A 12,746-nucleotide genomic window follows, 5' to 3' on the forward strand; every position below is an offset into this window, starting at 1 on the left:
TGTTGACGCCTTGTCTAGCAGCGCGGGTGGATTTACCGGCCGAGCCTGGCCCGGTCCGCGGCGTCCGCGCCACGCTGCCAGCCCTCGTGGTCGCGGCCCCGGAGGCGATGGGTCGTCGTCGCCGGGAACATCCGGTCGGCGGCCTCACCGACGGCGACCTCACGGGCCGCCAGCACCGGCAGCACCTCGGGGGCGCCGGCCTCCTCGGTGGCGGCGGCGGTCTCCGCGGCGAGACGGTCACTGATCCGGCCCGCGTACGCGATCAGGAACGACTCACGGAAGTTCCTGGACCGGGAGCCGCCGCGCTGCATGGCCGTGTCGGCCTGGACCAGGAGCGAGGTGTAGAGCAGTTCCACCGCCTCCAGGTCGGCCTCGTAGCCGACGACGGTGGAGAACCCGAAGTCGCCGGACCAGACCGACCGGCAGCGGTTGGCGGCGGCGACGGCGTCCAGCAGCAGCGCCTTGGCACCCTCGTAGGGGCGGTCCACGCCGATACGGCGGGCGGTGGGACCGTCGGCGGGGCCGGCCGCGCCGGCCGGCAGCAGGGCTTCGTCGATGCTGTAACGGGCCATCAGGTGCTGGGCCTTGGCACTGAGGGCCTCCGCCTCCTCGGGGAAGGCGGTGGACTCGGCCTTGGCCAGCAGCGCCCGGACCCGCCCGAGCATCCGGTGGGCCGGACGCCCGGAGCGGACCGGCGCCGCGAGGGGCGTGATCGCGGGCAGCCGCCCGTACAGCCGGAGCAGTTCCAGGACGACGGTGGCGGTACCGAAGCGGTCGAGCCGCTCGCTGCGGCCGAACCCGGCGAGCAGCTCACCGGGCCGCTCACCGGCCGCCTCCAGCGCCTCGGCCAGCCGTACGTGCTCGGGGCGCAGCTCGCGCCGGGCCATCCGCACCAGGTCGGCGTCCAGCCAGCCCCGGGCACGGCAGCCACGGCGCAGGCCGTCCGCGAGCGCGGCCACCTCGCGCCCGGCCGCCGCCCAGTCCCCGGCCGCCGCCAGTATCGACGCCCCGGCGTCTGTGTCGGGCGCGGCGTAGGCCGCCGCGGCGACTCCGGCACCCCCGGACATGGTTTCGTCTTCTCGCACGCCAGCAATGGTCACACGCCCACCAACCGCCCCCGGCGGGGCTGCTTGGCGTGATCACGCCCATGACCCCGCCCCGGCCGGGCCCGACGGCGGCTCGGCAGCGGCCCCGCCGGGGTGGCCGGCCCGGTGAGGGGGGTTCACCCTGGCGGCGGATCACCGCGCGCCCGGCGGTGATCTTCGCTGATAGGCAGGGATGGCCGAGTAGCAACGATCCGAGGAGCTCACCGTATGCGCGTGTACCTGCGTCGGACGTTCGCCGCCGCCCTGATAGCCGCCGTGCCGGTGCTCACCGCCGCCGTGGCCGTGCCCTCGCCGCATGCCAGGAGCCGTCCGGCGCCGCTGCACGCGATGCGCGACGTCATCCCCGGCGACTACATCGTGAGCCTCACCGCGGGCACCGACCCGGCCGGTGTCGCCGACCGTCTCGGGGTGCGGCCCCGGCACGTCTACCGCGCCGCGATGGTCGGGTTCGCGGCGGCGCTGACCGGGCCGCAGCTGGCCCAGGTGCGGGCGCTGCCGTCGGTGACCGGGGTGGAGGAGGACTCGACGGTGACCGTGTCGCCGGTGGAGCGGACGGCGATCCACCGGCGCGCGGCCGGCACCGGCATCCCGTGGGGGCTGGAGCGGATCAACGAACGGGCCCCGGGTGGCCACGGCTTCACCGTGAGGTCGACCGGTGCCAAGGTCACGGCGTACGTCATCGACAGCGGCATCGACTTCACGCACCCGGAGTTCGGCGGCCGGGCCACCCTCGGCATCGACCAGATGAACGACGGCCGCGACGGCGTGGACTGCGCGGGCCACGGCACCCATGTGGCCGGCACCATCGGCGGCGAGCACGTCGGGGTGGCCCGGCGGATCGGCCTGGTCGCCGTGCGGGTGCTCAACTGCGATGCGCGCGGCCCGAACTCGGGCATCATCGCGGGCATCAACTGGGTGGCGGCCAACGCCCACAAGCCCGCCGTCGCCAACCTCTCGCTCGGCGGCAACTACTCCTCGTCCATGAACGCCAGCCTCAACGGGCTGGCCGCCGCCGGCGTCTTCCCGGTCGTCGCGGCCGGCAACGGCAACACCAACGCCTGCGTCGTCTCGCCCGCCAGCGCCGCGCAGGCGTTCAGCGTCGCCGCCATCGACGAGTACGACCGCAAGGCCGACTTCAGCAACTACGGCTCCTGCGTCAACCTCAACGCCCCCGGCACCGGCATCACCTCGTCCTCGCTGGGCGGCACGTACGCCGAGATGAGCGGCACCTCCATGGCGGCCCCGCACGTGACCGGCGTGGCCGCCCTCTACAAGGACACCTACGGCGACGCGCCCTTCACCAAGGTCGCCGGCTGGCTCACCGACAACGCGACCCCGAACGTGCCGATCAGCGCCCCCTGGGGGACGCCGAGGCTGCTGGTCTACACGAACGGCCTCTGAGGCCCGTCCGCCGGCGGGCCCGTGCGGCGGCGTTCCACGACCATCGGCATCCGGTCGGGGTGCGGCATCGCGGAGATGGCCTCCCTCGGCGGCTCGCCGGGCGCCGGCCGCAGCTTCCAGTGGGCCAGGACGGTGGCGATCAGGATCGGTACCTCCGTCCAGGCGAAGGCGTCCCCGATGCACTTGCGGGCGCCGCTGCCGAACGGGACGAACGCCTCCCGCGGGATGTCGCCCGAGCGCTCCGGCAGCCAGCGGTCGGGGTCGAAGCGCTGGGGCTCCGGGAACCAGCGGGGGTCCTGGTGGAGGGCGTAGAGGCTGAAGGCCACCTCGGTGCTGGGGGGCAGGGTGACGCCGCCCAGTTCCACGTACTCGGTGCTGCGGCGCATCAGCAGGGTGACGCTGTGCAGCCGGACCACCTCGTCGATGACGCGCCGGATGTACTCCAGCTTCGGGACGTCCTCGAAGGTGACGGGCCGGTCGCCGATGACGGTGTCGATCTCGGCGAGCACCGCCTCCTCGACCTCCGGGCGCCGGGCGATCTCGTAGAAGGCCCAGGCCAGCGTGGAGACCGCGGTCTCGGCACCGGCGAACAGGATGGTGCCGAGCTCGTCGCGGATCTCGATGTCGGTGAGCGCCTCACCGGTGTCGGCGTCCCGCGCGGCCAGCAGCGTGGACAGCAGGTCCGGCTGATCGGTGTCGCCCTCCTCGCGGGCCGCGGCGATCACCCCGTCGATGACCTCGTGCAGCTCGTGCTGGGCCGCGTCGAAGCGGCGGTTGGGGCGGATCGGCACCCGGTCCAGCAGCTTGGGCGACGCCGACCGCAGCAGCAGGGTCTCGATGATGACCGGTACGTTCCGGCGGACCGCCTCCTCGGCGGGGCGGCCGAGTTCGCCGGAGAACATGGTGCGGGCCAGGGTGCTGATGACGAAGTCCGCCACCGCCTCGTCCACCGCGACCGTCCGCCCGGGCTGCCAGTCCTCGGTCATCCGCTGCGCCTGCTCGGTCATGATCCGCGCGTAACCGGCGATCCGGGCCCGGTGGAACATCGGCTGGACCAGCCGGCGGTGCCTGCGGTGGGTCACGCTGTCGGCGGTGACCAGGCCGTTGCCGACCAGGCTCCGCAGCCGGTCGAAGAACCGGCCCTTCTCGAAGCTGCGGGCCTTGGTGACCATGACCTCGTGGGCCAGTGCCGCGTCGTTCACGAAGTAGACCGGCAGGGTGCCGAGGTCTATCCGGACCAGGTCACCGGCTTTCCGGAGGGATTTGACGAATCCGTACGGCTCGCGCCACAGCGACCAGGCGTGGCCCAGCAGGGGTATTCGGCCCGGGGCGCGTGGAACGGTGCGCAGACCTGCGCTCATTTCTGACTCCAGCCCTCGAAGGAATTCATACGGATCGCGCTGCCGACACTCGTGACATCTCACGCATTTCAGGATTTCCGGGCGTTTTTATATTTTCTGGCCACATCGCCATAAACGCGCATCAGGGTGTGGTCGTCGGCCGGCCGCGGCATACGCGGTGATCCGTCGGCGCAGACCCGCGGTAACCGGGAGAGGACGCCGCCGAGTTCGCCGGGATTCCTGCCGAATTCATCTTCCTCGCGATGCCGTCGCCGACCCCGGATAACCGGACGGTGAAATCCGCGAGAAAGGGGACGACGGAACCGAAGCCGAATTCCTGCGCCCAGGCGGCCGTCCGCCGGTCAGTAATTTCGTGACGGGGGTTGATGGCTGATGAAATCGGCGAAAATACAGGGGGAACTCTCAGCCCGTGCGCCACTATCGTTCACCTTCAATTGCCTGCGTGCGCTGAACCGATCAAACAACGACAAGATCAATATTCAGTCAGTCGGTCGGCGCATCGCAAGGGCGCACCCTTGAAGCACGACGGCGCACGCCCGTGGCACGGGGCGCACGAAAGGGCGCGCGACGAAAAGGTCGTCGCGCGCCGGGTGTTGAAATCACGTCATATCGGACGTGTCGTCACAGACGTTGCTTGAGCCACCCCTTGAACGCCCCCCACCATGTCACCGACGTCACATCCGTACGCGGTGAGGCGGCGGTGTCCGCCGGGACCGGGTCGGGGAGGGTAGCGCTCTGCGGCGGGAGCGGAGCGGAGGCGCGTACGGTCGAGCCGGTGTCCTCGTCGTGCCGGGGCTTGCGCGGGGTGAACTGCACCGGCAGCGCGTCCAGATGCCGGGACATCCAGGTCGAGCTCCAGGAGATCTCGTCCTCGGCGACGGCGAGGTCCAGGTCGGGCAGCCGCGCCAGCAGCACGTCGATGCCGGTGTCCGCGATGGCACGGCCGATGTCCTGACCGGGGCACTCGTGCGGACCCGCACCGAAGGCGAGGTGGGAACCGTTGCCGTGCATGGGGGTCGCCAGGTCGGGGCGGATGGCCGGATCGGAGTTGCCGGGCCGGATCCCCACCAGGATCATGTCGCCCTTCCTGATCCGCTTGCCGCCCAGCTCGGTGTCACCGGTGGCATAGCGGGCGGGCATCACCGACAGCGGCGGCTCCGTCCACAGCACGTGCTCCAGCGAGTTGGACAGCGTCATCTGCCCGCCGTTGAGGGTGCCGCGGAAACGCGGGTCGGTGAGCACCATGTGCAGCATGTTGGCGATCAGGTTGGACGTGGTCTCGTGGGCCGCGATCAGGAAGTGCCGCAGCAGCTCGACCACCTCCTCGTCGCTCAGCTCGGAGTGGTGCTCCAGCAGCCAGGAGGCAAAGTCGTACCCGGACTCGCGGTGCTTGACGGCGACCAGCTCACGCAGCAGCCCGGTGATGACGCCGTTGCTGGCGACCGCGGTCTCGGTGCCCTTGATGAGGTCGCGTACCGCCTCCACCAGGCGGGGGCCGTGCTCCTCGGGCATGCCGAGCAGCTGGGTGACCACGAGCATGGGCAGGTGCTCGGCGAACTGGCTCACCAGGTCGGCGCGGCCGGCACCGGCGAAGTCGTCGGTCAGCAGGTGGGCGAAGCGCGTCACATAGCGGCGGATGCCGTGCCGGTTGAAGCGTCCCAGGCTGTCGGTGATCGATCCGCGCAGCCGCTTGTGCTCCTCGCCGTCGGAGAAGTTGGCCAGCGGCTGGTAGGCCACGATCGGGGCCAGCGGGTGCGCCGGGCCGATCGTCCCGTCGGCCACCGCGCTGGAGCGGCGCGGGTCGGAGGAGAACCGGGAGGGAGTGCGCAGCACGTCCAGGTTCTCCCGGTAGCCCAGCACCAGCCAGGCGGGGAGGTCCCCGTGCAGCAGGACCGGGGCGACCGAGCCGTGTTCGGCGCGCAGCCGCTCGTACAGGCCGCTCGCGTCGGCCTCGGCCTCGGGTCCGTGCAGCCGGCGGGTTCCGTCCGCGCCGGCGTTGTGGGCGGGGCACTGCGGGGGTGGGGTGGTCACGATGCCTCCGTTTTCACGGCAAGGGAGTGCAGATAGCGCATCAGGGTCATCAGAACGTCGCGGCTGGAGTCGCGCTTACGGGCGTCGCAGTCCAGGATCGGCACCTCGTCGGGCAGGTCCAGCGCGGTCCGGAGCTCCTCCAGCGGGTATCCGGGGGCCTCGGGGAAGGTGTTTATCGCGACGACGAAGGGCACCCCGCGCTCCTCCAGCCGTCCGATCACGTCGAAGCTGACTTCGAGCCGGCGGGTGTCGACCAGCACCACCGCGCCGAGCGCGCCCTCGAAGAGGCCGTTCCACAGGAACCAGAAGCGCTGCTGGCCCGGTGTGCCGAACAGGTACAGCACCAACTCCTCGTTGATGGTGATCCGTCCGAAGTCCATGGCGACCGTGGTCTCGGACTTGCGCTCGATCCCGTTGATGTCGTCCACGCCGACGCCGGCCTGGGTCATCGTCTCTTCGGTCGTCAGGGGCCGGATCTCGCTCACGGATCCGACCAGGGTCGTCTTGCCGACCCCGAAGCCACCCACGATCACCACTTTGACGGCGGTGGTTGCGGATGACGGCAATATGTCCTCGCTCCGCGGCCCGACGACCGCGTCAGAGCTTTTGAAGTCCATGCATCACCGCCTCGATAAGTGCGCGTTCGGGAAGGAGAGCCCTGGGGACGGGGGCTCGCGCCTCCACCAGTTCCTCGGCCAGGAGATCGCTGAGCAGTACGTTCACCACGCTGACCGGGGCGCTGAGATAGGCGGAGATCTCGGCCACCGACAGGGGTGAGGAACACAGCCGGAGCACCACAGCCGCCTCAGGCGCCGTGGTGGGCAGCGGCCCCGACCTCGCCACGATCAGCGTGACCAGATCGATGATCTTCTTGCGGCCGTCCCCGGTACGGCCGCCAGTGACCACGTAGAGCCGTTCGGGATCGGGGCCGTCCGGGGACGGCCCCTGGTCCGGTCCACTCATGCGGTCGATCCGTCGGTGCGGGGCGGACTGCTCAAGTGCTCGCCGATACGCGCGACAAGGTCACGCATCCGCTGTCCCATCAGGCCGGCATCCACCCCCTCGTCGGCCAGGACCGCGAGGTACGCGCCCACACCTGCCGCCATGAGGTAGAAGAAGCCGCCGGACATCTCGATCACGACCAGCCGCATCCGTCCGTCGCCGTGCGGGAACTCGCTCCCGACGGCCGCCGCGAGGCTCTGCAGCCCCGCACAGGCGGCGGCCAGACGGTCGGCCGCGTCAGGGTCTCCGCCGTACTGGGCGATACGCAGACCGTCGGAGGACAACACCACGACGTGTCGGGTCCCCGGAACACTCTCCGCGAGATCCTTGAGCATCCAGTCCATGTTGGCCCGCTGCTGAATCACGGCTTCTCACTCTCATCTAACGGCGCGTCACTGTTCGGGCTGCCGGGAGCCGGTGCCGGCGTCTCGCCGTTCACCCCGCTCGTGAACGCGGCCAACCACAGACCTGGCTGCACCGGCTCTTCGCCCTGTGCGCGGTCGGAGGAAGCAGTGACGGCGGCGGCTGACTGCCGCGCCTCGCCTGCGGCGGCGACCGCGCTGCGGCGTCGTCGCTGCGGCAGACCGCTGGCGGTCCGTTCGGTCACCACGGGGACCTCGTCGTCGTCCATGGAGACGGGGGGCGTCGCCTTGGGCGACGTGAGCTGGGCGGGCAACGAGACCGTCCTGATCGGCGCGGACCCCCGGGTGGGGTCGGGCTTCTCGGCCGGCTGCGAGGTGGACTGGGCACCGATGCCGTGCGCGATACCGGTGGCGGGGGCGGTGGTGATCAGTTCCTGGGGAATGATCAGCACGGCCCGTACGCCGCCGTAGGCGGAGGAGCGCAGCGAGATCTGGAAGCCGTAGTCGCGGGCGAGCCGCCCGACGACCGCGAGGCCCAGGCGAGGGGTCTCGCCGAGGTCCTTGAGGTCGATACCGGCCTGCGCCTCGGCGAGCGCCCGCTCGGCACGCTCCCGGGCCTCCTCGCTGAGGCCGACGCCGCCGTCCTCGATCTCGATCGCGATACCGGTCTGCACCTCGACCGCGGTCAGGTGCACGCGGGTCTGCGGCGGGGAGTAGCGGGTCGCGTTGTCCAGCAGCTCGGACACCGCGTGGATCAGCGGCTCGACACCGGGGCCGACGACGCCGACCTGGGTGACCGAGTGCAGATCGACCCGCTGGTAGTCGGTGATCCGGGACATCGCGCCCCGCAGCACGCTGTACAGCGCGACGACCCTGCTCCACTGACGGCCGGGACGGGCGCCGCCCAGCACCGCGATGCTGTCGGCGAGGCGGCCGATGAGCGCGGTGCCGTGGTCGATCTTGAGGAGGTCACCGAAGACGGCGGGCGAGCTGCCGTGCCGGTCCTCCATCCGCCGCAGGTCGGTGGCCTGCTGGTGGGTGATGGCCTGGACGCGGCGGGCGATGTTGACGAACGCGCGCTGCGAGGACTCGCGGATGTCCTCCTCCGCGGAGACCGCCTCCAGCGCCGAACGGAGCAGCGCCGTCTTCGCGGTCCTGAACTCGGGGGTCAGCCCCTCGTCGAAGTGCTCGATGCCCTTGAGCACGTCCTCGACGAAGTCACCGCGCTGGAGCCGGGCCACGGCGAGCGGCAACTGCTGCCGCGCGAGCCGTATGGTCTCCTCCTCCTGGCGGGCCAGGCTGTGCCGCAGCTCCGCGACCTGGCGCGCGGCCTGCTCGCGCAGCGCCCGCAGCGCACGGCCCCGGCGGGCCGCCTCGGCGGCGACCAGGGCCACCGCCAGCGCGGCGACCGCCCCGCACCACGCGACCGGGGTACGGGCCCCGTGCGGGGCGAGTACGACCGCGGTGACGGCGGCGCCCGCGGTCACGACGGAAGGAAGTAACCACGCCAGAACGGGGGTGGGTCGCCGGTCTCCGGGTGGCGAGCCTGCACGAACCATCAGCATCCTCATACGATCGCGGGATTACGGAACGACTGTGGGATCGGCCCCAGCGGAACTGAGCACGCAGGGCACGCAGCGCACCCGAGGGCATGCGGGGCTGACCTGGCGTAATTGCGACAACACGCTGAGCCGCAAGTAGCATAGCCGCTTCCGGGAGCCCCCGAAGCCGCGGCGAGCATATGCCAGGGTCCCCAAAACGCTTTCTATGAACGATAGTTCGGGCGTTGTTCCGGCCGCGCTTTCGCGCCACCCCGATCGCCACCCGTACCGCGGGTAAGTCGAACTCAGGCTCCGGGCACCGTCTGCCGCAATTGTCGTACGAACGCCGCATTGCTCGGCGTCTGCCGGATGCGTTCCAGCAGCACTTCCAGCGTCGCCCGGGAATCGCGGTCCTGAAGGAGCCTGCGCAGTCCGCGCACCGCCGACAGCTCGGCCGACGGCAGCAGCAGCTCCTCGCGCCGGGTGCCGGAGGGGGTGACGTCGACGGCGGGGAAGACGCGCTGGTCGGCGAGGGCGCGGTCGAGCCGCAGCTCCATGTTGCCGGTGCTCTTGAGCTCCTCGAAGTAGTAGTCGTCGGCCCGGGACCCGGTGTCCACCAGGGCGGTGGCCAGGATGGTCAGCGAACCGCCCTCCTCGGCGAGCCGGGCCGAGCCGAACAGCCTCTTGGGGCCGAGCAGGGCCGCCGCGTCGACCCCGCCGGTGAGGGTGCGGCTGTTGCGCGGCGCCGCGTTGTTGTACGCCCGGCACAGCCGGGTGATGGAGTCCAGGAGCACGACGACGTCCTGGCCCAGTTCGACCAGGCGCTTGGCGCGTTCGAGGGCGAGTTCGGCCAGCGCGATGTGCTCCGCGGCCGGCCGGTCGAAGGTCGACGCCAGCACCTCGCCCCGTACCGAGCGGCGCATGTCGGTGACCTCCTCGGGACGTTCGTCCAGGAGCACCACCATCAGATGGCAGTCGGGGTGGTTGTCCGCGACGGCGTTCGCGAGGGCCTTGAGAATGACGGTCTTGCCGGTCTTGGGCGGCGCCACGATCAGCCCCCGCTGCCCCTTGCCGACCGGGGCGACCAGGTCGACCAGCCGGGTGGCCAGCGCGGCCGGTGTCGTCTCCAGGCGCAGGCGCTCCCGGGGGTGCAGGGGCGTCAGTTCGGCGAAGTGCGGCCTGCCGCGCAGCGCTCGCGCCTCCGGTGGACGGCCGTTGACCCGGTCGATGCGGGTCAGGTCCGGCGAGCCCTCGACGAAGTCGCCCTTGCGCAGGCCGTACTGACGGATCCGGGCCGCCGGTACGGCCACGTCCCGCGGGGCGGGCAGATAGCCGTCCGCCCGCAGGAAACCGTGGGTGCCGTTGACGATGTCAAGGACACCGGATGTTTGTTCGATTACTTCGGTAGTGCTGGACATGGGGGGCCTTTCACGGACGCGACGCCGCCGGACATGCGGGACGTGGCGCACCAGGAGGAGAGGGAGAGGAACCACGGCCGCACCGCCGGATCGCCGGTCCCGGGAAGGGACGGCCCATCAGCGGCGCGGGAGGGAATGGCATCGGCGCCACGGCTATCCGACGAATGTTCAGCGGACAGCCAGACCTACACGAGTGCCATGAAGAGGTTAGCACGCCCGACCCGGTTCCGGACAGCCCCGCTACTGGACCCGGCCGGAACGATGACATATACCGAAGAAACGTTCCCCGTAGACCCGCCCACATGAACATGGCTTATGGTTCTCGATTGGCGTTCCCAAGATCTTCTGCCAACTCCCTCTCTCCCAGGCCGACTTCGCAAGTGCGCAACCTTCACCCCCACCCCGTGCCAGCGGTCGTCGCCGTGCCGGTGCCTCCTGGCCCCGGCCTGCCTGCGAGGGCAGACGCGCTGCCCGTGCGGCCTCGTTCGAGGAGGAAAGCACCGTGCCGTTGCTGCCCCGTCTGGACCAGCCCCTGCGCGTCCCGCCCCCGTTCTGCCCGTTCCCCCCGGCCGTCCATCCGAGGGTCCTGGAGATGGACGCCCGGACCAACGCGTGGATGACCGAGAGCGGGCTGTTCATCGACAACGCTCATCAGCAGAAGCTGCTGCGGGTCGGCGCGGCCGAACTGACCGCGCGCGGCATCCCGTTCGGTGAGGACGAACGCACCCAGGACGTGAGCGACGTCGGCATGTGGCTCTTCGCCGTCGACGACTACTGCGACGAGACCGGGTTCAGCCACGACCCCGGCGGCTACGCCATGGTCGCGTCCCGTATCCAGCGGGCGGTGGAGGCCCCGGAGGTGGACGTCTTCGACGACAACCCGTACGCCGCCGCCGTGCGGCACCTGCGGCGGCGGCTGGAGGCGAACGGGGCCAGCCCCATGCAGCTGACCCGGTGGGCGTACGCCGTCCGGACGTTCCTGTTCGGCCAGATCAACGAGGCCCACCACCGCGCCACCGGCACCATCCCCAACCTCAGCGACTTCATGGTCATGCGGCTGGACACCGTCGGCACACTGCCGGTCTTCCTCCTCAGCGACTACGCCGCCGGGTTCGAACTGCCACCCGCCGAGATGGACAACCGCGCGGTCCGCGCCCTCACCGAGATGGCATCGATGCTGTTCGGGCTGGACAACGAGATCGTCTCCTTCCACAAGGAGAGCCGGCGCAGCCCGGACGACATCAACCTCATCGCGGTCCTCGCCCACCAGCACCGCATATCGTTGCCGGAGGCACAACTCCAGACCGTCGACCTCCGCAACCGGGTGATGGCCCGCTTCGCCCGGCTCGGCGACGAGGTCATCCGGCACGGCAGCCCCGAACTCGCCACCTACGTCGGCTCGTTGCGCACCTGGGTCCGGGGCCACTGCGACTGGACCTACGACAGCGACCGCTACATCAACCCCGACGACGCCGAGGACAGCCAGGACCTCGCCGACCTGACCAGCGGCTGCACCGACGTCTGGCCGGCCGGCTGCTCCGAGCCCGCCGCCATCGCCTCGATCGCCTGGTGGTGGGACCCGGCCCACTGCGAGGCGCAGCTCACGGCGCTGGGCTGAGGCCCCACCGCATGGTGTGCCGGGCGCCCGGTTCGAGGCACACCAGGTCGGTGCCGCTGCGGAAGGCGTCCGGCGGGCAGCTCATCGGCTCCACGGCCACACTCCGCCGCCGCCACGGCTCCGGGAGGGTGTCGCCGGTGTAGAGCTGCACGCAGGCGGTGCCCTCACCGAGCCACAGTTCGGTGCCGTGCCCGTGGTCCGGCCCGGCGAGCCGGACCACGGTCCGGCCGTCGGCGTCCGGCTCCAGGTCAGCGAAGGCGGTGTCCAGACGCAGCGCCCCGATGGGCCGGGGGGAACGGAAGTCGTACGCGGTGCCCTCGACCGGCTCGCTCGCGACCGGCAGCGCCCGGTCGTCGGTACGGAGCCGGCTGCGGGCCGGCACCGTCAGCAGCAGGTCGTCGACCCGCCCGCCGCCGACCGCGAGGTACGGGTGCTGGCCCACGCCGTACGGGGCCGCGGTGCCGCCCTCGTTCCTCGCGGTCACGGTGACGGTCAGCCCGCCGGGGCCGAGCGCGTACTCCACGGCGGCCACCAGGTGGAAGGGGTAGCCGGGCTGCGGCCAGAGCGCGCACTCCAGCACGACACGGCTGTCGGAGCGGTCGGCGCGGAGGGCCGGCCGCCAGGACGACCAGCGGAGCAGGCCGTGGATGGCGTTGCCGTACGCGGTCTCGTTGACGGGCAGCTGCTCGTCCTGCCCCTGCCAGCGGTAACGGCCGTCGCCGATCCGGTTGGGCCACGGCAGCAGGAGCTGGCCGCGGCCGCCGGTGATCACGTCGTCGGCGCCGAAGCCGTCGACCACCTGCCGTTCACCGACCGCGTACCGGCGCAGCGCCCCGCCCAGCTCGACGACCACGGCCGTCTGCTCCCCGTGGCTCAGCCGGAACTGCTCCCCTGTGCGATGCATAC

General features: G+C 71.2%; 11 protein-coding genes. 2 read left to right on the top strand and 9 right to left on the bottom strand.

What is annotated here, in order from left to right; all coding sequences use genetic code 11:
- Positions 1-32: 32 nt before the first annotated feature.
- A complete protein-coding gene (locus RWE79_RS17530) occupies positions 33-1,067 on the bottom strand; it encodes a DUF2786 domain-containing protein (RefSeq protein ID WP_475945884.1) in 1,035 nt (344 codons plus the stop codon).
- Positions 1,068-1,313: 246 nt separating this feature from the next.
- Between RWE79_RS17530 and RWE79_RS17535 the strand changes: the two genes are divergently transcribed.
- Positions 1,314-2,507, top strand: coding sequence for a S8 family peptidase (locus tag RWE79_RS17535; RefSeq protein ID WP_475941021.1), 1,194 nt, complete (start codon positions 1,314-1,316; stop codon positions 2,505-2,507).
- Here RWE79_RS17535 and RWE79_RS17540 read toward each other — a convergent pair.
- From RWE79_RS17540 to rho, 7 genes are all read right to left on the bottom strand, one after another.
- The gene (locus tag RWE79_RS17540) at positions 2,489-3,868 is read right to left on the bottom strand and encodes a cytochrome P450 (protein WP_475941022.1); all 1,380 of its coding nucleotides are present in this window, start codon (positions 3,866-3,868) and stop codon (positions 2,489-2,491) included. The two genes, RWE79_RS17535 and RWE79_RS17540, sit on opposite strands and share 19 nt — an antisense overlap.
- 621 nt (positions 3,869-4,489) lie before the next feature.
- Positions 4,490-5,899 carry a cytochrome P450 gene (locus RWE79_RS17545; RefSeq protein ID WP_475941023.1) on the bottom strand — a complete coding sequence of 470 codons (1,410 nt, stop codon included), beginning with the start codon at positions 5,897-5,899 and terminating at the stop codon, positions 4,490-4,492.
- Positions 5,896-6,516, bottom strand: a complete 621-nt coding sequence (locus RWE79_RS17550) for a GTP-binding protein (protein ID WP_475941024.1) — start codon at positions 6,514-6,516, stop codon at positions 5,896-5,898. Before RWE79_RS17550 ends, RWE79_RS17545 begins: the two co-directional genes overlap by 4 nt.
- Positions 6,497-6,862 (bottom strand): DUF742 domain-containing protein, encoded by a 366-nt coding sequence (locus RWE79_RS17555; RefSeq protein WP_475941025.1) that lies wholly within the window; start codon positions 6,860-6,862, stop codon positions 6,497-6,499. Before RWE79_RS17555 ends, RWE79_RS17550 begins: the two co-directional genes overlap by 20 nt.
- A complete protein-coding gene (locus RWE79_RS17560; protein ID WP_475941026.1) occupies positions 6,859-7,266 on the bottom strand; it encodes a roadblock/LC7 domain-containing protein in 408 nt (135 codons plus the stop codon). The genes RWE79_RS17555 and RWE79_RS17560 overlap by 4 nt, the downstream gene beginning before the upstream one ends.
- Positions 7,263-8,822, bottom strand: a complete 1,560-nt coding sequence (locus tag RWE79_RS17565) for an ATP-binding protein (protein ID WP_475945886.1) — start codon at positions 8,820-8,822, stop codon at positions 7,263-7,265. Before RWE79_RS17565 ends, RWE79_RS17560 begins: the two co-directional genes overlap by 4 nt.
- Before the next feature lie 287 nt (positions 8,823-9,109).
- Positions 9,110-10,222: a transcription termination factor Rho gene (rho, locus tag RWE79_RS17570; RefSeq protein ID WP_475941027.1), complete on the bottom strand. Its 1,113-nt coding sequence runs from the start codon at positions 10,220-10,222 to the stop codon at positions 9,110-9,112.
- A 502-nt stretch (positions 10,223-10,724) separates the two neighbouring features.
- Here rho and RWE79_RS17575 point away from each other — a divergent pair.
- Positions 10,725-11,840 (top strand): terpene synthase family protein, encoded by a 1,116-nt coding sequence (locus RWE79_RS17575; protein WP_475941028.1) that lies wholly within the window; start codon positions 10,725-10,727, stop codon positions 11,838-11,840.
- On the opposite strand, the gene RWE79_RS17580 is transcribed toward RWE79_RS17575, so the two are convergent.
- On the bottom strand, positions 11,824-12,744 hold the full coding sequence (locus RWE79_RS17580; RefSeq protein ID WP_475941029.1) for an aldose 1-epimerase family protein: 921 nt from the start codon (positions 12,742-12,744) through the stop codon (positions 11,824-11,826). The two genes, RWE79_RS17575 and RWE79_RS17580, sit on opposite strands and share 17 nt — an antisense overlap.
- Between the last annotated feature and the right edge of the window lie 2 nt (positions 12,745-12,746).

The sequence above is a fragment of the Streptomyces sp. RLA131 genome (assembly GCF_056270125.1).

What these genes read in the sequence shown, in the direction of transcription:
- RWE79_RS17530 (WP_475945884.1), bottom strand. Translation starts at nt 1,067, where the DNA reads ATGTCCGGGGGTGCCGGAGTCGCCGCGGCGGCCTACGCCGCGCCCGAC.
- RWE79_RS17535 (WP_475941021.1), top strand. Translation starts at nt 1,314, where the DNA reads ATGCGCGTGTACCTGCGTCGGACGTTCGCCGCCGCCCTGATAGCCGCC.
- RWE79_RS17540 (WP_475941022.1), bottom strand. Translation starts at nt 3,868, where the DNA reads ATGAGCGCAGGTCTGCGCACCGTTCCACGCGCCCCGGGCCGAATACCC.
- RWE79_RS17550 (WP_475941024.1), bottom strand. Translation starts at nt 6,516, where the DNA reads ATGGACTTCAAAAGCTCTGACGCGGTCGTCGGGCCGCGGAGCGAGGAC.
- RWE79_RS17555 (WP_475941025.1), bottom strand. Translation starts at nt 6,862, where the DNA reads ATGAGTGGACCGGACCAGGGGCCGTCCCCGGACGGCCCCGATCCCGAA.
- RWE79_RS17565 (WP_475945886.1), bottom strand. Translation starts at nt 8,822, where the DNA reads ATGGTTCGTGCAGGCTCGCCACCCGGAGACCGGCGACCCACCCCCGTT.
- rho (WP_475941027.1), bottom strand. Translation starts at nt 10,222, where the DNA reads ATGTCCAGCACTACCGAAGTAATCGAACAAACATCCGGTGTCCTTGAC.
- RWE79_RS17580 (WP_475941029.1), bottom strand. Translation starts at nt 12,744, where the DNA reads ATGCATCGCACAGGGGAGCAGTTCCGGCTGAGCCACGGGGAGCAGACG.